At 59.9% G+C, this 21,348-nt stretch carries 22 protein-coding genes; 7 read left to right on the top strand and 15 right to left on the bottom strand.

Features of this window, described 5'->3' with window-relative positions:
- Positions 1 to 6: 6 nt before the first annotated feature.
- The 5 genes from motD (at position 7) to BZK31_RS05915 (ending at position 3,644) form a co-directional block, all read left to right on the top strand.
- Positions 7 to 894, top strand: coding sequence for a flagellar motor protein MotD (gene motD, locus BZK31_RS05935; protein ID WP_083181861.1), 888 nt, complete (start codon positions 7 to 9; stop codon positions 892 to 894).
- Positions 895 to 938: 44 nt separating this feature from the next.
- Positions 939 to 1,727, top strand: coding sequence for a ParA family protein (locus BZK31_RS05930; protein WP_083181860.1), 789 nt, complete (start codon positions 939 to 941; stop codon positions 1,725 to 1,727).
- Positions 1,728 to 1,829: 102 nt separating this feature from the next.
- Complete coding sequence (locus BZK31_RS05925; RefSeq protein WP_083181859.1) at positions 1,830 to 2,705, top strand: CheW domain-containing protein; 876 nt, start codon at positions 1,830 to 1,832, stop codon at positions 2,703 to 2,705.
- Positions 2,706 to 2,762: 57 nt separating this feature from the next.
- Positions 2,763 to 3,242: a chemotaxis protein CheW gene (locus tag BZK31_RS05920; RefSeq protein WP_003370201.1), complete on the top strand. Its 480-nt coding sequence runs from the start codon at positions 2,763 to 2,765 to the stop codon at positions 3,240 to 3,242.
- On the top strand, positions 3,243 to 3,644 hold the full coding sequence (locus tag BZK31_RS05915) for a DUF2802 domain-containing protein (RefSeq protein WP_083181858.1): 402 nt from the start codon (positions 3,243 to 3,245) through the stop codon (positions 3,642 to 3,644).
- Positions 3,645 to 3,739: 95 nt separating this feature from the next.
- Here BZK31_RS05915 and BZK31_RS05910 read toward each other — a convergent pair whose 3' ends face one another.
- Entirely contained in the window at positions 3,740 to 4,288 is a 549-nt protein-coding gene (locus BZK31_RS05910; protein ID WP_083181857.1) for an adenine phosphoribosyltransferase, read from the bottom strand.
- 72 nt (positions 4,289 to 4,360) lie between these two features.
- Positions 4,361 to 5,095: a fumarate/nitrate reduction transcriptional regulator Fnr gene (gene fnr / locus BZK31_RS05905; RefSeq protein WP_083181856.1), complete on the bottom strand. Its 735-nt coding sequence runs from the start codon at positions 5,093 to 5,095 to the stop codon at positions 4,361 to 4,363.
- 151 nt (positions 5,096 to 5,246) lie between these two features.
- Here fnr and BZK31_RS05900 point away from each other — a divergent pair, with 151 nt between their 5' ends.
- Positions 5,247 to 5,714 (top strand): chemotaxis protein, encoded by a 468-nt coding sequence (locus BZK31_RS05900; protein ID WP_083181855.1) that lies wholly within the window; start codon positions 5,247 to 5,249, stop codon positions 5,712 to 5,714.
- A gap of 14 nt (positions 5,715 to 5,728) precedes the next feature.
- On the opposite strand, the gene hemN is transcribed toward BZK31_RS05900, so the two are convergent.
- The 10 genes from hemN to ccoN all read right to left on the bottom strand — a co-directional run bounded on the left by hemN (position 5,729) and on the right by ccoN (position 15,787).
- Positions 5,729 to 7,111, bottom strand: coding sequence for an oxygen-independent coproporphyrinogen III oxidase (gene hemN / locus BZK31_RS05895; protein WP_083181854.1), 1,383 nt, complete (start codon positions 7,109 to 7,111; stop codon positions 5,729 to 5,731).
- A gap of 101 nt (positions 7,112 to 7,212) precedes the next feature.
- The gene (locus BZK31_RS05890; RefSeq protein WP_083181853.1) at positions 7,213 to 7,896 is read right to left on the bottom strand and encodes a sulfite exporter TauE/SafE family protein; all 684 of its coding nucleotides are present in this window, start codon (positions 7,894 to 7,896) and stop codon (positions 7,213 to 7,215) included.
- An 8-nt stretch (positions 7,897 to 7,904) separates the two neighbouring features.
- Positions 7,905 to 8,123, bottom strand: coding sequence for a cbb3-type cytochrome oxidase assembly protein CcoS (gene ccoS / locus BZK31_RS05885; RefSeq protein WP_083181852.1), 219 nt, complete (start codon positions 8,121 to 8,123; stop codon positions 7,905 to 7,907).
- 18 nt (positions 8,124 to 8,141) lie between these two features.
- Positions 8,142 to 10,571, bottom strand: coding sequence for a heavy metal translocating P-type ATPase (locus tag BZK31_RS05880; RefSeq protein WP_167377861.1), 2,430 nt, complete (start codon positions 10,569 to 10,571; stop codon positions 8,142 to 8,144).
- Between the two features lies 1 nt (position 10,572).
- Positions 10,573 to 11,112: a FixH family protein gene (locus tag BZK31_RS05875; protein ID WP_083181850.1), complete on the bottom strand. Its 540-nt coding sequence runs from the start codon at positions 11,110 to 11,112 to the stop codon at positions 10,573 to 10,575.
- 10 nt (positions 11,113 to 11,122) lie between these two features.
- Positions 11,123 to 12,538 (bottom strand): cytochrome c oxidase accessory protein CcoG, encoded by a 1,416-nt coding sequence (ccoG, locus tag BZK31_RS05870; RefSeq protein WP_083181849.1) that lies wholly within the window; start codon positions 12,536 to 12,538, stop codon positions 11,123 to 11,125.
- 24 nt (positions 12,539 to 12,562) lie between these two features.
- A complete protein-coding gene (ccoP, locus tag BZK31_RS05865; protein ID WP_083181848.1) occupies positions 12,563 to 13,552 on the bottom strand; it encodes a cytochrome-c oxidase, cbb3-type subunit III in 990 nt (329 codons plus the stop codon).
- Positions 13,549 to 13,731 (bottom strand): cbb3-type cytochrome oxidase subunit 3, encoded by a 183-nt coding sequence (locus tag BZK31_RS05860; protein WP_083181884.1) that lies wholly within the window; start codon positions 13,729 to 13,731, stop codon positions 13,549 to 13,551. The genes ccoP and BZK31_RS05860 overlap by 4 nt, the downstream gene beginning before the upstream one ends.
- A gap of 5 nt (positions 13,732 to 13,736) precedes the next feature.
- A complete protein-coding gene (gene ccoO / locus BZK31_RS05855; RefSeq protein WP_083181847.1) occupies positions 13,737 to 14,345 on the bottom strand; it encodes a cytochrome-c oxidase, cbb3-type subunit II in 609 nt (202 codons plus the stop codon).
- A complete protein-coding gene (gene ccoN, locus BZK31_RS05850; RefSeq protein WP_083181846.1) occupies positions 14,342 to 15,787 on the bottom strand; it encodes a cytochrome-c oxidase, cbb3-type subunit I in 1,446 nt (481 codons plus the stop codon). Before ccoN ends, ccoO begins: the two co-directional genes overlap by 4 nt.
- A 274-nt stretch (positions 15,788 to 16,061) precedes the next feature.
- On the opposite strand from ccoN, the gene BZK31_RS05845 reads away from it, so the two are divergent.
- Positions 16,062 to 16,742 (top strand): alpha/beta family hydrolase, encoded by a 681-nt coding sequence (locus BZK31_RS05845; RefSeq protein ID WP_083181845.1) that lies wholly within the window; start codon positions 16,062 to 16,064, stop codon positions 16,740 to 16,742.
- 1 nt (position 16,743) lies between these two features.
- Here the strand turns inward: BZK31_RS05845 and BZK31_RS05840 are convergent, their stop codons facing one another.
- The 3 genes from BZK31_RS05840 to BZK31_RS05830 all read right to left on the bottom strand — a co-directional run bounded on the left by BZK31_RS05840 (position 16,744) and on the right by BZK31_RS05830 (position 21,154).
- On the bottom strand, positions 16,744 to 17,202 hold the full coding sequence (locus tag BZK31_RS05840) for a hypothetical protein (RefSeq protein WP_083181844.1): 459 nt from the start codon (positions 17,200 to 17,202) through the stop codon (positions 16,744 to 16,746).
- A gap of 115 nt (positions 17,203 to 17,317) precedes the next feature.
- The gene (locus tag BZK31_RS05835; protein WP_157900706.1) at positions 17,318 to 19,225 is read right to left on the bottom strand and encodes an Ig-like domain-containing protein; all 1,908 of its coding nucleotides are present in this window, start codon (positions 19,223 to 19,225) and stop codon (positions 17,318 to 17,320) included.
- A 48-nt stretch (positions 19,226 to 19,273) separates the two neighbouring features.
- Positions 19,274 to 21,154 carry a hypothetical protein gene (locus tag BZK31_RS05830; RefSeq protein ID WP_083181843.1) on the bottom strand — a complete coding sequence of 627 codons (1,881 nt, stop codon included), beginning with the start codon at positions 21,152 to 21,154 and terminating at the stop codon, positions 19,274 to 19,276.
- Positions 21,155 to 21,348 lie beyond the last annotated feature (194 nt).

Here is a 21,348-nt window from a genome sequence, read left to right as displayed (position 1 = left end):
CCGGTCATGGCTCGACGTCGTCAGCCCGAAGAACACGAAAATCATGAACGCTGGCTGGTGTCCTACGCCGACTTCATCACGCTGCTGTTTGCGTTTTTCGTGGTGATGTACTCGATTTCGTCGATCAATGAAGGCAAGTACAAGATTCTCTCCCAAGCGCTGGTCGGCGTGTTCAATGACGCCGAGCGCACCATGAAACCGATCCCCATCGGCGAGCAACGCCCGGTCTCGGTCAAGCCGTCCGAGCCGCTGCTCAAGGACAGCGAGGAAACCGATGCCGGCATCGCCTCGTCGGCCAGCGACCCGCTGCAGACCATTGCGCAGGAGGTGCGCGACGCGTTTGGCGATCTGATCAAATCCGATCAGATGACCGTGCGTGGCAACGAGCTGTGGATCGAGATCGAACTCAATTCCAGCCTGCTGTTTGGAAGCGGCGATGCCATGCCCAGCGACAAGGCCTTCACGATCATTGAAAAGGTCGCCGGCATCGTCAAACGCTTCGATAATCCGATCCATGTCGAAGGCTTCACCGACGATCAGCCGATCAGCACTGCGCAATTCCCGACCAACTGGGAGCTGTCTTCCGCGCGCTCGGCGAGCATCGTACGCATGCTCGCCATGGACGGCGTCAATCCTGCACGCCTCGCGTCGGTGGGTTACGGCGAGTTTCAGCCGATCGCACCTAACACCTCGGCCACCGGGCGCGCCAAGAATCGCCGGGTGGTGCTGGTCATCTCGCGCAATCTGGATGTGCGTCGCAGCCTGACCAGCACCGGCACCGCCAATGCACAGCCGGATGCCGCACTGCGGCGTGCTGGCACACAAACTGCACCGGTGCCAGCAAAGCCGCCGGTACGTGCGAACACTGTCAATTCTCCGTCACCCGCTCCCTAACATCGTATCGGTACGGTCGTCGCTGTACGGAAGGAAAATCATCAATGAGAGTCTGGGCAGTAGCCAACCAGAAAGGTGGAGTCGGAAAGACCACCACGACCATTGCTCTGGCCGGTTTGCTGGCCGATGCGGGCAAGCGCGTCGTCGTGGTCGACCTCGATCCCCACGGCTCCATGACCAGCTATTTCGGGCACAACCCCGACGAGCTCGAGCACAGCGCGTTCGATCTGTTTCTGCATAAGGGCGCGGTGCCTGACGGGTTGCCGAAGCAGTTGCTGCTGCCCACGAGTGATGAGCGTATCTCGCTGATCCCGTCGAGCACGGCGCTGGCGACACTGGAGCGTCAATCGCCTGGCCAGAGTGGTCTGGGTCTGGTCGTTGCCAAAAGCCTTGCTCAGTTGTGGCAGGATTTTGACTATGCGTTGATCGACAGTCCGCCGCTGCTTGGCGTACTGATGGTCAATGCGCTGGCTGCCAGTCAGCAGCTGGCGATTCCGGTGCAGACTGAATTTCTTGCGGTGAAGGGCCTGGAACGCATGGTCAACACCCTGACTATGATCAACCGTTCACGCAAAGTGCCGTTGCCTTACACCATCGTGCCGACGCTGTTCGACCGTCGCACTCAGGCTTCGATGGGAACCCTGAAATTGCTGCGCGACAGTTTCCCCGAGCATGTATGGCAGGCCTACGTGCCGGTGGACACGCGCTTGCGCGATGCCAGCCGGGCAGGGCTGACGCCGTCGCAGAACGACAGCAAGAGCCGTGGCGTGATCGCGTATCGTGCGCTGCTCAAGCATATGCTCGCCGAGCAACTCAATGCTCAGGTGGCCTGACGTGTGTACTTATTCTTTCTTTGCTGGCAGCTCAAGTGATGCCTCAATGCGGCCGATAACTCTATCAGGCTGCACACGCTCCATTTTTTGTTGGGCCCCGGTATGAATCGCCCGTTAGAAGTTGCAACACGACCCAAGCTGGCCTTGCAGTCTTACCTGGATGCATTGCTTCAGGACGCGACCGAAGAGCCGGAAGTCCCCGTCAGCGGCATTGACGAGTTTCAGGCGGCGGTGCTGGAAGAGCAGGCGTTCGACGCCCGCAGGCAGGCGCAGATCAAGCCGGTCGCCGTCGCGGTGGCGGCACCTGCTCCGATAGCCGTGCCGGTGGCCGTGGCCGCGCCGCTGGTGACGCCAGTGCTTGCGCCGGTGGCCGAAGTTGCGCCGGTGATCGTTGCCGAGCCGGTGGTCGAAGTGGTGGTGCCGACCGTTGAACTGGTCGAGCCGGTGGCCGAGCTGAGCAGCATGGTGCCTCAACGTACGCCGACGCCACCGCCGACCAGCGATGGTCGTCCGGCCTGGGCCGCCGAGCCGTTCGAGTGCCTGTTGTTCGATGTGGCCGGTCTGACGCTGGCGGTGCCTCTGGTATGCCTGGGGTCGATTTATCCGCTGGCAGGGCAGGAGCTGACGCCGCTGTTCGGTCAGCCGGACTGGTTTCTCGGGATCCTGCCGTGTCAGGCGGGCAACCTGAAAGTGCTGGATACCGCGCGTTGGATCATGCCTGATCGCTATCGCGACGATTTTCGCCAGGGATTGCAGTATGTGATTTCGGTTCAGGGGTACGAGTGGGGGTTGGCGGTGCATCAGGTCAGTCGTTCATTGCGCCTGGACCCGAATGAAATCAAGTGGCGCACACAGCGTGGTCAGCGGCCATGGCTGGCGGGCACAGTGATCGAACACATGTGTGCGTTGCTGGACGTTGCAGAGTTGGCCGAGCTGATAGCCAGTGGTGCGGTCAAGCAGTTGAACAAGTCGAAATAATCATGGGTCGTCGCCAGTCGCGTCGCCCGCAGAGTACACACGTGAGGGGTTAGGGGTATGAATAAGTCGTCTGCACAGGGTTCCGAAGATCCTATCCTGCAATGGGTTACGTTCCGCCTGGACAACGAGTCCTATGGCATCAACGTGATGCAGGTCCAGGAAGTGCTGCGCTACACCGAAATCGCTCCGGTCCCGGGTGCGCCAAGCTACGTGCTGGGCATCATCAACCTGCGCGGTAACGTCGTGACCGTGATCGATACCCGTCAGCGTTTCGGCCTGGCACCGGTCGAAGTCAGCGACAACACCCGTATTGTGATCATCGAAGCCGACAAGCAAGTGGTCGGGATTCTGGTCGACAGCGTGGCGGAAGTGGTTTACTTGCGTCAGTCCGAAGTCGAAACTGCGCCTAACGTCGGTAACGACGAATCGGCCAAGTTCATTCAGGGCGTCTGCAACAAGAATGGCGAGCTGTTGATTCTGGTCGAGCTGGACAAGATGATGTCCGAAGAAGAGTGGTCCGAGCTGGAGAACATCTGATTGATTTTTGAGGTGGCTGTCGTCTTCCTGGGCATTCTCTGGGTGGTTACCCTGGGAATATTCCTTGCCTATACCAAGCGTCAGCGCAAGCTCGACGCCGAGCGTGACGAGGCGGCGGCCTTGCGTGATCAGCGCATCAAGGAGTTGGCGCGCCGCGTGGACAACTTCCAGAGCGGTACGGTACGCATGGGTGAAGACCTTCACGAACTGCGCGCCATCGTCGCACCGTTGCCTGACAAGCTCACGGCGCTGGAACAGCGCGATCCCTCCACGCTGTCCTTCGCCCAGGCTGCACGTCTGGTCGGCATGGGTGCCAGCATCGACGAACTGACTCAGTCCTGCGGGCTGACTCAGGCTGAAGCGCAGCTGATGACCAAGCTGCACGGCAACACAGCGGGTTGACCCTTGCGATGAGCCCGGTTCATTCGTGACCGGGCTTCTTCTTTTACCGATCCATTTTTACCGATCTACCGGCAGTCCTTTTTCCCTGTCACGCCTTACTGTTCGTCCAGCGCGAATTCGGTCAGGCAGAACGTCGGTATCTCCAACGCCTGCAGACGCTTCGAACCACCCAGCTCCGGGAGATCGATGATCGCTGCTGCTTCATGGATCTGCGCGCCCATGCGGCGAATCAAATTGGCGGCCGCGATCAGCGTGCCCCCGGTTGCGATCAGGTCATCGAACATCACCACCGAGTCACCATCGCACAGGCTGTCGGCGTGCACTTCCAGATAGGCTTCGCCATATTCGGTCTGATAGGCCTCGGACAGCACATCGGCTGGCAGCTTGCCCTGTTTGCGGAACAGCACCAGTGGCTTGTTCAGCTCGTAGGCCACGACCGAACCGATCAGAAACCCGCGCGCGTCCATGACGCCGATGTGGCTGAAGTCGGCCTCGATATAGCGCTGCACGAAACTGTCAATCACCTGGCGGGTAGCCTTGGGAGACTGGAAGAGCGGGGTGATGTCACGGAAGACGACGCCCGGCTTGGGAAAGTCCACGACCGGGCGTATCAGGGATTTGAAGCTCAATTCATCGAAAATCATCAGAGGTGATCCGGGGCAAGATTGGCCGACAGTTTAAGCCGACCCGCTCAGGATCGCATCCCCGCTGTCCGATCAGCTTTGCATGGCACCACCGGCCAGCGCGCAGAGCTGGATCGGATCGAGGATATGAACCTCTTTGCCCTCGGCGGTAATCAGCTGGTTTTGCTGAAAGCGGGTGAACACTCGGGACACGGTTTCCACCGCCAGACCGAGGTGATTGCCGATTTCGTTGCGCGACATGCTCAAGCGAAACTGATTGGCCGAAAAGCCTCGTGCCCGGAAGCGCGCCGACAGGTTGATCAGGAAGGTCGCAATGCGTTCATCGGCGGTCTTTTTCGACAACAGCAGCATCATTTGCTGGTCGTCACGGATCTCTCGGCTCATGACACGCATCAACTGCCGACGCAGTTGCGGCAATTGCACAGAGAGTTCATCCAGTCGTTCGAAAGGAATTTCGCAGACCGATGTGGTTTCCAGCGCCTGCGCAGAGACCGGGTACGCCTGGGCGTCCATCCCGGACATGCCGACCAGTTCACTGGGAAGATGAAAGCCGGTCAGTTGTTCTTCTCCGGCACCACTGATGCTGAACGTTTTCAGGGCGCCAGAGCGGACGGCGTAGACGGATTCGAAGGTATCGCCCTGTCGAAACAGGAATTCGCCTTTCTTCAGGGGGCGGCCTCGCTTGACGATCTGGTCAAGCGAATCCATGTCTTCCAGGTTCAATGAGAGGGGCAAGCAGAGCGGGGCGAGACTGCAATCCTTGCAATGAGCCTGGGTTGAAGCACGTAACTTGGCGGGCTCGGACATCACTAAATTCCTTGTGGGAAATCACACATAAGACGTAAGGGTAACCCACCCAAGGCAAGTAGGGCCAGTCTGGAAAATTCTCGAGGTATCAAGGTTTAGGCGGGCTCGGCGATAGCTTTTTAACATTCAACCCGATGCAGGACGTTCAATCATGTTGATTACAGGACCTCTTAGCCCGACCATCAGTCTACCGCCTTCGGCAGGGAAAATGCCCTCCAGTCAGACCCCTGAAGCCGTCTTGGAGCCCGCCGCCACCGGAACGAAAGGGGTAGAGGTCAGCCTGTCTCCCGAGGGTCAGGCCGCCGCTGCGCCAGCCTCCAAAGATGCTGATATCGAGCAGAGCGGCCTGCCGGAAGGCGTGCAAAAACTGCTCAAGGCCATTCGTGAGTTGCAGCGCAAACTTGAAGAGACGCAGCAACAAATCCAGCAGGTGATCAGTGACAGGAGCCTTGGCGACAGTGAACGGCAAACCAGGGTTGCCGCGTTGCAGAGTGTGCTTGGTGAGCTGCAACAACAGATCACCGGTTCCAGTTCAGATCTCAGTGTCATGATGAATCGACTCAAGCTGGACGAGGGAAGCAAAACCCTGGCGCGCTCGCTGACAATGGTCAAGGGCTGAGGCCGGGTGAGCGTTCAGATAACCCGTGAAAACCGTTGGCGATTTTCGCGAGTCAGGTAGGCGTCGAATACCTGGCACAGTGAACGGACCAACAAGCGTCCGGCTGGCGATACTTTGATTCCGTCAGTGTCGATGACCATCAGCCCGTCATCCGCCATCTCGACCAACTGCGGCCAGATCGTGTTGAAGTAGCGTTTGAAGTCGATTGAATACTGCTGTTCCAGCGCAGCGAAGTTCAGCTGGAAATGGCAGATCAACTGATGGATCACTGTCTGCCTGATCCGGTCATCGTCATTGCAGACCAGACCCCTTTTGGTCGCCAGTTGATCGCTGGCGAGCAAGGTCTGGTAGTCGTTCAGGTCGCGGCTGTTCTGGCAGTACAGGTCGCCTACCTGACTGATTGCCGACACCCCAAGCCCGATCAGATCGCAGTGCCCGTGAGTGGTATAGCCCTGGAAATTGCGATGCAGGGTCAGGTCTTCCTGGGCGATTGCCAGGTCGTCGTCAGGCAGGGCGAAGTGGTCCATACCGATGTAGCGATAGCCTGCCGAGGCCAGTTGCGCGACGGTGCGCTCCTGCATAAGCAGCTTGGTTTCGGCGTTGGGCAGGTCGCACACAGCGATACGCCGCTGTGGCATGAAACGCTCTGGCAGGTGGGCATAGTTGAAGACTGAAAGGCGGTCCGGCTGCAGGCGGATGATTTCATCGACGGTGTGGGCGAACGAGTCGGGCGTCTGTCTGGGCAGGCCATAGATCAGGTCGATGCTCACCGAGCGAAACTGCAGCGTGCGCGCCGCTTCCATCAGCGCCTGGGTTTCTTCCAGACTTTGCAGACGGTTGATCGCCCGCTGCACGTTCGGCTCCAGATCCTGCACGCCGAGGCTGACGCGATTGAAACCCAGCTCACGCAACAGGCCCATGGTCGCCCAGTCGGCTTCACGCGGATCGAGCTCGATGCCGTAGTCACCGGAGTCGTCGTCCAGCAGCGTGAAATGCCTGCGCAGGTGCGCCATGAGGTCGCGTAACTGATCATGGCTGAGAAAGGTCGGAGTGCCGCCGCCCAGGTGCAACTGCTCCACCACCTGACCGGGTGCGAGATGGCAGGCGAGCAGTTGGATTTCCTGCACCAGCCGTTGCAGGTAGACCTGCGCCCGACCACGATCCTTGGTGATGACCTTGTTGCAGGCGCAGTAGTAGCAAATGTTCGCGCAGAACGGGATGTGCACATACAGCGACAACGGCCGCAGCGCCTTGCGGCTGTCGCGCAACGCATGCAACAGGTCGAACGTCCCCACGTCGGTATGCAGTTGCGCCGCAGTCGGGTATGAGGTGTAACGCGGCCCCGTAAGATCGTAGCGGCGAATCAGGTCTGAATCCCAACGAATGACGTCGAGCATGTGCACGTTCCCCGGACAGGCTGGTAGGTGCGCAGCATAGATCGCGAGTCCGGGGTGAATGTTGATGTGAGTCAAGACGCGGTAGTGCGGTCATGGCCGTTTCAATGCCCCATCAGCCAGTGCTGATGAGGCCCTGGCAATGTCCACAGTCCGAACAGGATCACCAGCACGCCACCGGCAGAGCGCACGCTGCGCTTGCGCAGCAAGGCGGTGGTCCGCTCGGCGGCGAGACCGGTGGCCAGCAAGACTGGCCAGGTGCCCAGTCCGAACGCTAGCATCAGCAAGGCGCTGTCGAGCGGGCTGCCTTGGCTGGCGCTCCAGAGCAGCGTGCTGTACACCAGTCCACACGGTAGCCAGCCCCACAGTGCGCCGAGCAGAAGGGCGCGAGGCAGGCTCGAAATGGGCAGCAATCGGGTGGCGACGGGTTGCAGGTGACGCCAGAGGCCTCGGCCCAGCCGCTCGATGTAGGTCAGGCCGTTCCACCAGCCGGCAAGGTACAGGCCCATGGCGATCAGCAGCAGCGCGGCGAATACCCGCAGTGTGATGGCTCCCGGGCTGTCGGCTACCGCACGGCCGACCAGTCCGCTGAGGAAACCGGCCAGCCCGTAGCTGCACACGCGGCCCAGGTTATAGGCCATCAACAAGCGCAACCGGCGTGCGCGCAGTTCGCGCGGAATGGCCAGGGTCAACGCGCCCATCAGTCCGCCGCACATGCCCAGGCAATGGCCGCCGCCGAGCAGCCCCAGCATCAGCGCCGAAATCAGCAGCGGGGCCAGATCAATCATGGTGAACGTCAGGCATCGGTGGGAGCTTCCCGGTCCGGTTTTTTGAGATGAGGCGCACCGCCGGGCGCCGCCGCGTTGTGATCCGGATCCAGGTCGTCGAACAGAATGCTATGGGCCGGACTTTCGAGGTCGTCGTACTGACCGCTGTCCACCGCCCAGAAAAACACGTAGACCGCGACCGCGACCAGCAGCAGTGCGGCAGGAATCATGATGTAGAGCGCGGGCACGAGACCTCCTGAGCCAGGTTATACGGGCTGGCCCGTTTGCGCGTTGCGCGGGATGCGCGTCAGGCGCAGGGCGTTGAGCACCACCATCAGGGAACTGACGGACATGCCGAGTGCAGCCCAGACCGGTGTGATCCAGCCCAGTGCCGCGAACGGCAGCATCAGGCCATTGTACAAGCCTGCCCACAACAGATTTTCGATAATCACCCGACGGGTACGTCGTGCCAGACCAAAGGCATCGATCAATGTGGGCAGCCGGTTGCTCAGCAGCACGGCGTCGGCGCCGGTTCTGGTCAGGTCGGTGGCCGAACCCATCGCCACGCTGATGTTGGCCGCAGCCATCACGGGAACATCGTTCACGCCGTCGCCTATCATCAGCACGTTGTGTCCCTGCGCCTGCAACGCTTGCAGTACGGCCAGCTTGTCTTGCGCAAGCAGACCGCCGCGGGCGTCATCGATGCCCAGGTTCGTTGCGACGCTCTGTACCATCGGCGAACTGTCACCGGACAGCAGCAGGGTTTTCCAGCCACGGTCCCTGCAAGCCTGAAGCAGCGCTGCGGCGCCGTCGCGCAATCGATCATCGAGACCGAACCAGGCGAGGGGACCTTGCGCATCGCCCAGCAGCAGCCACTGGCCGCTGTCATCCGGCATCGGCGGAACCTCACTCTCACTCAGTGCACAGACGAAGGTTGGCTGGCCGATGCGTAACCGGCGGTCGTCTACCGAGCCTTCGAGCCCGCGTCCGGGGCTGTTCAGAATGGCCTGCGCAGCCTGAGGCGCACGGCCGAATGCGCGGGCGATGGGGTGCCCGGAACGACTTTCCAGTGCTGCGGCCAGTTCCAGACACGTCTGCACGTCCAGCGTCCCCAGCGCCACGATGCTGTGCAACGTCAAGCGCCCTTCAGTGAGGGTGCCGGTCTTGTCGAAGATGACTGTGTCGATCCTGTTCAATCCCTCCAGCACATGGCCACGGGTGAGCAGCAGGCCGAGTGTGTGCAACGTGCCGGTAGCAGCGGTCAGGGCTGTGGGGGTGGCCAGTGACAGGGCGCAGGGGCAGGTCGCGACCAGCATCGCCAGCACGATCCACAAGGCACGAGACGAGTCGAGCTGCCACCAGATGACGCCGATCACGGCGGCGGCGATCAGTGATAGCAGCAGAAAAACCTGTGCAGCGCGGTCTGCCAGTTGAGCCAGACGCGGCTTGGCGGCCTGGGCACGCTCCAGCAGGCGGACGATGGCCGACAATTGTGTTGCCTGGCCCAGCGCGAGCACCTGAATCGTCAGCGTGCCGTCGACGTTCAACGTACCCGCCGTGACGCGGTCTCCGACGTTGCGTGGTCGGGGCAGGTACTCGCCGGTCAGCAAGGATTCATCGACGCTGGAGTATCCCTCGATGACCTGACCATCGACCGGGATCACTGCACCAGGGTGTACCAGTACCTGATCGTCCAGCGCCAGCTCGTTGAGCAGAATCCGTTCACTCTGGCCGTCCGGGCGCAGTCGCAGGCAGGACGCAGGCAGCACCTGGGTCAACTGGGCCGTCGCTGCGGCGGTGCGCTGACGGGCGCGGCGTTCCAGATAGCGCCCTGCCAGCAGGAACAGCGCGAACATGCCGACCGCGTCGAAATACAATTCCCCGGTGCCGGTGATGACGGTCCATATCCCGGCGATGTAAGCCGCGCCGATGGCCAGCGACACCGACACATCCATGCTCAGATGACGACTGCGCAGGTCACGCAGCGCGCCGCGAAAGAACGGCGCGCAGCTGTAGAACACGATGGGCGTGGTCAGAAAAAACGCCACCCAGCGCAGGATGGTGTGCATGTCCGGACTCAGGTCGATGTTGAATTCCGGCCAGGTCGCCATGGTCGCCATCATGGCCTGAAACCACAAAAGACCGGCTACACCGAGCTGCCGCAGCGCCAGCCGATTTTCGTCGGCCCTCTGTTCGGCGGCGTGGTCGGCCTGCCAGGGATGCGCCAGATAACCAATGTCGCGCAGTTCGCTGAGCAGGTGGCTCAAGACCACTTGATCGTTGCTCCAGCGCACCAGTAGCCGATGACTGGACAGGTTCAGCCGGGCTTCAACCACGCCCGGCAGGCGGGTCAACCGCTGTTCGATCAGCCAGCCGCAGGCGGCACAACTGATGCCCTCGATCAGCAGTGTGGTCTCGGACAGATCCGTCGTCTGGCGCACGAACGCTGCCTGCACGTCGGCACGATCATAGAGCGCCAGTTCGTCGAGCAACGGTGTCGGCAGGTTTTCCGGGTGGCTGGAGGTTTCGCTGCGATGGCGGTAATAGGCTTCGAGGCCGCCTGCGACGATGGACTCGGCCACCGCCTGACAGCCCGGACAACAGAAATCGCGGGTCTCGCCGAGGACGGCTGCGGTGAAGCGGCTGCCAGTGGGAATGGGCAGGGCGCAGTGATAGCAAAGTCTGGGTGTGGTCACGTCAGTGCTTCCGGTCCTGAACAGCCTGCAGCGGTTCATCGCCCAGCGTCAGCGTGCGCTCCGGTGCGGCCCATTCTTCCTCGAACAAACGCCAGGCCTGGCCACCCTCGGCGCCCAGCAATTCGATGAAGCGCCGACCGTCGACGCGGTCCTGAAGTTGCCCGACGTAGCGACCCGCTTGCGACGGGCTGCGGTTCAGAAATACCCGACGGTCCTTGTCCGGTTGAGTCGGTGAAATCAGGTTCAGTTCCAGTCTGTCGGGGTTGCTGTTGCCGCTCAGGCGCAGCGTCACTTCGCCGGTCAGGTCATCCATGCGCAGGCTGGCGCGCAGTTTGAGGGTCTCAGCCAGTGCTTCGCGATCGATCGAGCGATTGATGCCTTTGCCGGCTTCGTAATAGTTGTCGGCGACCAGCGTGTCCGGATGGCTGATGGCGATCCCTGCCATGGTCAGACTGAGCAGGACCGAGCCGCTCAGAATGCCAATGATGATCCACGGCCAGAGGTGCTTGTACCAGGGACTTGAAGCGCTCGCGACGGGCATGACTGTGCTCTTAACGGAGGGAGGGACCGATGAACCGGCTTCTGGCTTCGATGAGGGTATCGTCGTTGTCGGTGTCCGTGAGAATAAAGGTGATGTCCTGGGCGCTCGACTGCATGGCTTGCGGCGCGCTGGACAGCTCCACCGGCAGGCTGACGATCTCGCCAGCGGCCAGGGTGATTTCACGTCGCCCCTGCCATGTCAGATCAGGCCCGCCTTTGACTGTCAGCGCATAAGTATGCGCGATCTGATCCTTGTTGATCACCTTGAGGCTGTAGACGTTCTCGATTCGTCCTTCGGCGTTTTCCCGATACAGCATGCGATCCTTGCTGACGTCCAGACCCACCAGCGAGCGGGTCATGAAGGCCCCGACCAGCAACCCGATCATCAAGATCAACACGGCCGCATAGCCGATCAAACGAGGGCGCAGTGTCCGCGTGGGCTGGCCGGACAGGGTGTGCTCGGTCGTGTAACTGATCAGCCCGCGTGGATAGGCCATCTTGTCCATCACCGTGTCACAGACATCGATGCAGGCCGCGCAGCCGATGCATTCCACCTGCAAGCCGTCGCGAATGTCGATGCCGGTCGGGCAGACCTGGACGCACAGCGTGCAGTCGATGCAGTCACCCAGACCTTGCGCTTGATGATCCGCCTCTTTTTTCCGAGCGCCGCGTGGCTCGCCGCGCTGCAGATCGTAGGAGATGATCAGCGTGTCCTTGTCGAACATCACGCTCTGGAAACGTGCGTAGGGGCACATGTAAATGCACACCTGTTCACGCAGCCAGCCTGCGTTGGCGTAAGTCGCGAGCGTGAAGAAGCCGACCCAGAAATACGCCCAGCCATCGGCCTGCCCGGTGAACAGCTCGCTGCTCAATTGACGAATGGGCGAGAAATAGCCGACGAAGGTCAGCGCGGTGACAAAACCGATCAGCAACCACAGGCTGTGCTTGGCCAGCTTGCGCAGCAGCTTGTTGGCGCTGGTCGGCGCGTTATCGAGTTTGATTCGCTGGTTGCGATCACCTTCGGTGATTTTCTCGCACCACATAAAGATCCAGGTCCAGACACTTTGCGGGCAGGTGTAGCCACACCAGACGCGCCCGGCATACACCGTAATGAAGAACAGGCCGAACGCGGCGACGATCAACAAGCCGGACAGCAGAATAAAGTCCTGCGGCCAGAACGTGGCGCCGAATATATAGAATCGGCGCTCCGGCAAGTCCCACCACACCGCCTGGTGTCCGTCCTGCGTCAGCCAGACCGTGCCGAAATAGATCAACAGCAGCAATGCGCCGGTCACCCTGCGCAGGGTGCGATAGAGGCCTTTGAACGCACGGGTGTAGATTTTTTCGCGCCAGGCATACAGCTCGACGCAAGCGTCTGCGTTTCCCTCGGGAGGCGTGACGTCGTGTACCGGAATCCGGTTACTCATTGCAACGTCCCGTGGCGATCACGATCACTTGGCCGCCGTCGAGTCGTGTGCAGGCTGCGCCTGACGCGACAGGCTGTAGACATAAGCGGCCAGGATGTGGACACGGTCATCGCCCTGAGTGGCTTGCTGCGTCGGCATCTGACCCTGTCGGCCGTAGCGGATGGTCTGCTGCAGCTGGGCAAAACCTGATCCGTAGATGAATCCGCCTGGGTGAGTCAGGTCCGGCGCGCCCAGAACGGCCAGGCCCTTGCCTTCTGCGCCGTGGCACGCGACACAATTGGTCGCATAGATTTTCTGCCCGGCCAGCGGATCGGCCCTGGCACCTTCGGGCAGAGGTCGATCCTTCATCATTGTCATCACATAGGCCGATACATCGCGTACGCCTTGTTCGCCCAGCACTTCACCCCAGGCCGGCATCACGGCATGCCGACCATTGAGGATCGAGGTCTTGATCGATTGTGCATCGCCGCCCCAGCGCCAGTTATCGTCGGTCAGGTTCGGAAAGCCGTAGGCACCCTTGGCGTCCGATCCGTGGCAGACCGAGCAATTGGAGGCGAACAGGCGTGCCCCCATGCCCAAGGCCTGCGGGTCCTTGGCGACCTCCTCGACAGGCATTGCGGCGTACCGGGCAAACAGCGGGCCGAAGCGGGCTTCGGCGCGGGCCACTTCCTTTTCCCATTCGTGGACACCGGTCCAGCCCTGTTTACCGTCGGCGAATTTCAGGTGTTTTTCAGTGTCCAGGTAGGCGTAGCCAGGCAGCAGACCTTGCCAGTTTCCCAGCCCCGGATACAGCAGCAGATACCCCAGGGCGAAAACAATGGTGCCCATGAACAGCATGAACCACCACTTGGGCAGCGGATTGTCGTACTCCTCGATGCCGTCGAACGAGTGGCCCATGGTTTCTTCGGTCGGCTCTTTGCGCTCGCCCTTGCGGGTGGCCAGCAACAGCCAGACCAGCGCGACGATCGTGCCCAGTGTCAGCACCGTGACATACAGGCTCCAGAAGGTACTCATGGTGCGTCGCTCCGGGCCTGTTCGATCTTGCCGATGGCCTCGGGATCGTCCGCGAAGGGCAGCAGCGTCGCGTCATCGAATTGCGCTTTGCGGTTCGGGCTGAACACCCACAGCGTCAAGCCGACGAAGGCCACCATCACCACCAGCGTGCCGAGGCCACGAATCATTCCGATGTCCATCGTGTTCACCGTTTGCTCTTGATCAGGGTGCCCAGGCCTTGCAGGTAGGCGACCAGCGCGTCCATTTCGGTCTTGCCCTGTACTGCGGCGGCGGCCCCGGCGATGTCTGCATCGGTGTAGGGCGTGCCCAAAGTACGTAGCACTTCGAGTTTCTTTGCCGTGTCATTGCCGTCGAGAACCTTTTCCACCAGGAACGGATAGGCCGGCATCTTCGACTCCGGCACGACATCACGCGGGTTGTACAGATGTGCGCGATGCCAGTCATCCGAGTAACGGCCGCCGACCCGTGCCAGGTCGGGGCCGGTGCGTTTCGAGCCCCACAGGAAAGGGTGATCCCAGGCGCTTTCGCCCGCGACCGAGTAGTGGCCGTAGCGCTCGGTCTCCGCACGAAACGGCCGAATCATCTGTGAATGGCAACCCACGCAGCCATTGGCGATGTACACGTCGCGGCCTTCCACTTCCAGCGCGGTGCGCGGCTTCATGCCTTCGATGGGCTGCTGGGTGACGTCCTGGAAGAACAGCGGCACGATCTGGGTCAGACCACCGATGCTGACCGCTACGACCATGAAGAACGCCAGCAGGCCGATGTTCTTTTCGAGCACCTCGTGCTTCATGAGTGCGCCCCCACGACGGTGATCCGGGCCGCGGCTTCGGCGTCCTCCCGGTTGGAGGCCCGCACGGTACGCAAGACGTTGTAGGCCATCAGCAGCATGCCACTGGTGAAAATCGCCCCGCCCAAGGCGCGCACCACATAGCCGGGATGACTGGCCTGCATGGCTTCAACGAACGAATAGGTGAGCGTGCCGTCGTTGTTGATCGCACGCCACATCAGGCCTTGGGTGATGCCGTTAACCCACATCGAAGTGATGTACAGCACGGTGCCGACGGTCGCCAGCCAGAAGTGCGCGTTGATCAGGCCGATGCTGTGCATCTGGGGCCGACCGAAGACCTTGGGGATCAAGTGGTAGGTCGCGCCGATGGTAATCATCGCCACCCAGCCTAGCGCGCCGGAGTGCACGTGGCCGATGGTCCAGTCGGTGTAGTGCGACAGCGAGTTGACCGTCTTGATGGCCATCATCGGCCCCTCGAACGTCGACATCCCGTAGAACGCCAGCGACACCACCAGAAAACGCAGGATCGGGTCGGTGCGCAACTTATGCCAGGCCCCGGACAGGGTCATCATGCCGTTGATCATTCCGCCCCAGCTCGGCGCCAGCAGGATGATCGACATGACCATGCCCAGCGACTGCGCCCAGTCAGGCAGTGCGGTGTAATGCAGGTGGTGCGGGCCGGCCCAGATGTACAACGTGATCAGTGCCCAGAAGTGCACGATGGACAGCCGATAGGAATAGATCGGGCGTTCGGCCTGCTTGGGTACGAAGTAATACATCATGCCCAGGAAGCCGGTCGTCAGGAAAAAGCCCACGGCGTTGTGCCCGTACCACCACTGGATCATCGCATCGGTCGCACCTGCGTATGCCGAATAGGACTTGAACAGGCTGACCGGCAGGGCGATGTGGTTGACGACGTGCAGCATGCCGGTCACGACGATGAATGCGCCATAAAACCAGTTGGCCACATAGATGTGGCGGGTCTTGCGCCGCACGATGGTGCCGAAAAACACCACGCCATAGGCGATCCAGACGATGGCCAGCAGAATCGCGATCGGCCATTCGAGCTCTGCGTATTCCTTGGTGGTGGTGTAGCCCATCGGCAGCGAGACGATGGCGCCGACGATCACCGCCTGCCAGCCCCAAAAGGTAAACGCCGCCAGCCGGTCGGAGAACAGCCGGGTCTGGCAGGTGCGTTGAACCACATAATAGGAAGTGCCAAACAAGGCGCAGCCGCCGAAGGCGAAAATCACCAGATTGGTGTGCAGCGGACGCAGGCGACCGAACGTCGTCCACTCCAGATCGAAATTCAGCTCGGGCCAGACCAGTTGCGAGGCAATGAACACGCCCAGCGTCATGCCGACGATGCCCCAGACCACCGTCATGATGGCGAACTGGCGGACCACGGTGTAGTTGTAGGCCGTCGGGGTAATTGCTGCGCTCATTACAGATTCCAGAATTCAGTTTTTTTGCAGGGCATAAGCGCGCCCCGGCGAGGCAAGACATCACCTGGGACAGACCGAAAAGGCGGGGCAAATGGAGACCGGCAAAGCGCTCTGGCACAAGGTGTTTGCCACAGGCCACTGGTCGGCAAGCTTAACTTTGAAAGACAGATGTGGGAAGTCGGTGTGCGCATGTCGATGCCGCCAGGTTTGGCCGAGACCGAGCGCTCACGGGTATAGTCCGTTTCCTCACGACTTATAGAGAAGACATGCACCCATGAGTGACGCCACACACGCCGAAGATCAAGGTTCACGCCTGGCACAGCAGAACGGCTGGCTATGGACGGCGGCGCAAAGCGAGGCAGGGCAGGCACCGGTTACGCTGGTGCTGGCGCACGGTGCCGGCGCGCCGATGGACAGCGAATTCATGAACACCATGGCGACCTGCCTCGGCACGCAGGGCGTGAATGTCTTGCGGTTCGAGTTTCCGTACATGGCCCAGCGACGTGACGGCGGCAGCAAGCGCCCGCCCAATCAGCAGGCTCAATTGCTCGACTGCTGGCGCGAGGTCTATACCCGGGTGCGACCCTGTGTCGCCGGGCGACTGGCGATTGGCGGCAAATCCATGGGAGGACGAATGGCGAGTCTGGTCGCCGATGAACTGAAAGTCGATGCGCTGGTGTGTCTGGGCTATCCGTTCTATGCCGTGGGCAAACCGGAAAAACCGCGGGTGGCGCATCTGGCTGCTCTGCACACCCGTACGCTGATTGTGCAGGGCGAGCGCGATGCGTTGGGTGATCGTGAAGCAGTGCAGTGTTACGAGTTGTCCGGCAGCATTCGCTTGCACTGGTTGCCGACCGCCAACCATGATCTCAAGCCCCTGAAAAGTGTCGGCCTGACTCACGAGCAGTGCCTGACGCAGTCCGCGCAGCAGATCGCGGCCTTTCTGCGCGAATGATCTATTTGCAGTGCACGTCGAATGTGCCGTCAGTGACTTCGAAGGCAACGGCCGAGAGGGTGAAGCTGAAATGCCCTCGCAGGCGCAGGGTGCGGGGGTTGGACTCGATCAGCGTCAGCACCCCGGTCTGAAAATGCCCCGAATGATAAATCACGCTTTGCCAGTGTGGCGTCTCGTTGTAGATCACCTTGATCCGGTCATGGCCGATCAGGTTGTGGGTGCCGGGCCGCAGGTCGTGATCGAAAAACAGGCCGATGCTGGTGCGCTTGTTGCCGACCTTGCCATCGGCGATCACTTTCCATATCCAGTGATTGGGGGTGTGGGTCAACTCCGGACGCTGGGTCAGTCGTCCCAGCAACGAAGACAGGATGAAGGGCTTCTGATTGACACGTGCTTCGAAGCTGCCTTCGCAGGAGGGTGGGCGAACGAAGCGTCTGGCAGGCGTTACAGTGTGGCGCATGGTCGGGCTCTTGAAGCAGGAGTGGCTGTATGCCGGGGCGTGCATACATGAAAAGAGGGCGTTGCGTTTTTCACGCAACGCCCTCGGTTATCTCGGCTTGTGCTTCAGCGCTGGATCAGCGAATGGCGACGCCAAGACTGGCATTGTGGTGCAGCAATTTGAAGTCTGCGCCTGTGACCAGATTTTTCACGAAGTACCATTTCCAGCCCAGCATGTTTTGCGACGCAACCGTCGAGGACCAGTAGTTGCCGTTGCCCATGGGCCAGCGGCTGCCATAGGTTGCATGGATTTCCTTCAATTCGTGGATCGATGGAATCCGCGCAGCGTTGGCCGAGGCCGCACTGCTCATCTGCGACAGGCTGCCGCTGCCCAGGCCGATGCAGTGAATGACGCTACTCACCACCACCTGATAGCTTTTGCTGGACCCCGACGCGTCGGTGACCGAGATGGTCGCCGTGCCGTTGCCGCGAACCGTGGTCATGCCGTTGCCGTCCACCTTCGCCACCAGCGGGTTGCTCGATGCATAGCGGTAGGGCGCCTGACCACCCGTGGCCTGGCGTTTGACGCTGGTGCCGGCCGGGAGCGTGGGCAACAGGTCCGGCACACCCGGAATCAGGTAGATTTTGCCAGCCAGGGTCACGGACGAGGTGTCGAACACCAGCGCCTGCTGCACGGTGAGCCACAGAGGTGCGGACGATTTGGCGACGCCGCCGCGTGTCACGGTGTACGTCACGGAGGCAGAGCCGCCCTGGTTTTCAATGATCAAGGCCTTGGGCACAGTGAACAGCAGTTCGCTGCCGGTTGCCGACTGTGCGGCAGTGTCATGGCCGGTAGCACCGCGCCAATTGAGCACCACGCTGTCCTCGCCATTCATCCCCGGGTAGCTGGCGCGCACCGTGGCACCCGAGTCGGGAATCTGCGACACAATCACCACGCCATCTTCACCCACGTTGTCCATCCGCGGAGCGGGAAGTTCGTCCAGACCGGCGATGATCTTCAAGGCCAATGTTCCGGATGTCTGCACCAGGCCGCTGGCACGATTGACCGTGTAGAAAACATCGACCACCTCCCCGGCGTTGGCGGTCACCAGGGCGGACGCAAACACGGTTTCCAGTTCCTTGCCCGCCTCACTGTCGATGAGGGTCTTTTCCTTGGTGTCACTGCCTTTGGGGCCTTTCCACTGCACCGTGACCCGATCACCTGCCTTGAAGTTAGCGCTGGCATCGATGACAACCGTTGCGCCGGCAGGGGCGTCGATCGGGTCAAGGGTGTCGCCGTTTGCCTGTTTTACCGAGGGGGTGGGTAAAGGCGCAGTCACGGCGAGCTGCAGCCTGACTGTCAAGGGCTCCGAGTCCATGGACACGTTACCCGCGAGGTCAGTGACGGTGTAATGAACTGGCGCATCGACATCGCCAATGACTTCCAGAAAAGGTCTGACAAAATCGACCATGACCCTTTTCAAGCCCATGTCATCCTTGCTGACTACGGCCATTGGGCCGGCAACCTTATTCCAGTAAGTACGAATGACATCGCCTTCCTCCATGCCTTTATAACTGGCGATCGTCCCTGAAAGCACGTTCCCCAGGCCCTCCAGCTCATCCGACGTCAATCCGTCCTGAACAAGTCCCGGGAAGAGGATCGGGGCAAGAATCGGACTGCCGGGAGGCGTGCGGTCTATAACGATGTGAATCTCGTCTGACAGCTCAGTCACCATGTTGAAAGAGTTTTCAATTTCGTAAGCGACACGATGAGTTCCCGGAACCAGAAGCGCCAAAGGGATTTCGAGATTGAGGAGGTCATCGATTTGATCGCTATCGAGAATTGCTTTTTTAGGTCCAACCAGCGTGTTGTTGAAATAGAGTTGATAGGTATAGCCTGGAAGCGCGCCTGGCCAGACACGTAGTTCCACAGTGAGTGGCGCATTCAAATGGATAATGGGAACCACACCATTATCCAGCGCGGCGGGAACGGTCGGTGCTGGCAAAGATGAGGTGTCCGCCTGTGCAACCATGGACTGGGACATATAGAATTCCTTTTACATATGAGGTTACGGGCCATCAGCCCGCGTTAATTAGCGGGTCAGGCACGTGATCTCGGAGGGGCTGAGCATATTGACAACCACTCGGGTAATGACGGAGTTGGCCGGGCTCTGATTACTGTCCTCCACAGGATTTACGGTGTAGCTGGCCTCGGCAAAGCCGGTACAAATCAGCCGGGTATTGATATACGGAACTTTAAAGGCATAGCCTTCAACACCCTCTACTTCATCCAGCTTCCGAGTCGCGGTGTAGGTGGCCGCTTCAATAGGGTTGTTGGATACATCAAAGCCCTTGAAGGTGAAATTGATTCGTTGACCTTCAGCGATGTTGATATAAGGCGCAATAGTGACCCACGCACCGTCGGGGTTCTCGTTTGGGCCCAGAACACCATTGGACGTCAGATTGAACGTCGGGCCGTTCAGACCGTCCGGACCTCCTGGCTGTTCTTCTTTAGACCTGACAACAACATGTTGCATCGGGGCAACGACCGGGTTCGGATTGCCTGAACGGGTTACGGTAAAGTACACAGGAATGGCCGCGCCTGTGCCTTGTGTCCTGATAATATCGCCGTCGATGGGCAAAATGAGGTCTTTGGATTGAGTGAGGTCACTCGACCTGATCTGATACCACTGCGGCTTGGTCTGATCACCCCAATGGAGATTCAAGTCATCACCGATTGCCAGCCCATCGTTCCAGGTCACGATGCCTCGCCCACTCAGTTCATAGTCATCCTCATCGATAAAATTATCGATTTTGTTGGGGTTTTCTACGCTGGTGCCCTGAACGATCAGGCTCTCCAGAGGTTGTAGGAAGGGTAGGTTGGCAAATACATCAATCTCAGTACTCAGTGATGTACCAACGAGTTCCTCCCGGCGAGACACTTCATAATGAACACGCACCTTGCCTTCCGGCTGCAGTGCGATTACCTCGAAAGGTACTCGCAAGGTCATTACAATGTCTTCGTTCTCGTCACCGTCGGGCAAGATCACCGGAAGCAGTGGGTTGTTATCCCCCCAGAAGAGCTGGATGTGGTCAAGCGCTGCGGCGCCCGAGTAATGAGGTATATCAACCAACACTCCTGTTTGCGCTTCTACGTAATCGATCAGATCCCCAACGGTTGAGTCGATTACAGGCGCTGGGTAGTCCAGAGGGATTTCCTGCAACCTCAATGTTAGCGGCACGGCATTGGAAAACATCGAAGGATTTCCGGCCCTGTCGAAGACTTGATAACAGACGAGGTGTTCACCTTCTCCCACGCTGGCCAGAAAGTCCCGTGTGAATGTAACGACCACTTTATTCAAGCCCATATCATCTTCATTCACGATGGCTGTCGGGCCTTTGACACCCCCCCACCATGTCTGGATAAGATCGTGCTTTCTCATAATGGTATAGCCAGCAATCTGCACGTCGAGCTTTCCGCCCAGGTTCTCCAGCTCTGCAGCCGTGAGTCCATTCTGGACTTCGGCCGGGAACTGAATGGCCGCTAGCTCAGGTGCGCCTGGAGGCGTCTTGTCGATTTGGATTCTGAAGACAGTCGAATATTCTTCGACCTGATTGGTCGGGTTGACAACCATGTATTGAACATTGTGAAAACCCTCAGTCAGCAGCTCCGTCGGTATGTCGAGCGTCAGGATGTCACCTGGTGTATGCGAGTCCAGAATGATCCCAATCGGACCACTGTTTTTACCGTTGAAACAGAGTTGGTAACCATAGCCCTTGATTGCGCCCGGCCATACCTTGAACGTCATCGTCAATGGCGCGTTCAGTGCGCTAATAGGAATAAGCCCCGGCGTGTCTGCGTCGTGGAAGGCAACTTCAATGTCAGGAGCCAGTAGTTCCAGAGGCTCGCGGCTGCAAGGTTTTTTCGGGACGTGGGCAGGTGCAAGTAGACTGTTGTTAAAAATGCTTTTCATAAGATGATTCTCTTTATAGACAATGAGAGTTTTCTTGGATATTTCCAGGAAATAGTTACTGGGTTGGCCCGTTTTTAACTTTTAGATTGCAGGCTGTTTCAGCTATGAGTCGAAGTAATAGGGTTTTTGATTTTCTGTCAATAGGTGTTTTTGGTTTTTTTAGCGGGTGCCAAAGGTGTGCATAAGTGGAGGGG

The organism is Pseudomonas floridensis, assembly GCF_002087235.1.
Classification (GTDB): Bacteria; Pseudomonadota; Gammaproteobacteria; order Pseudomonadales; family Pseudomonadaceae; genus Aquipseudomonas; species Aquipseudomonas floridensis.
The sequence above is the reverse complement of the archived record's forward strand: the minus strand, read 5'-3'. Positions and strand labels throughout refer to the sequence as shown.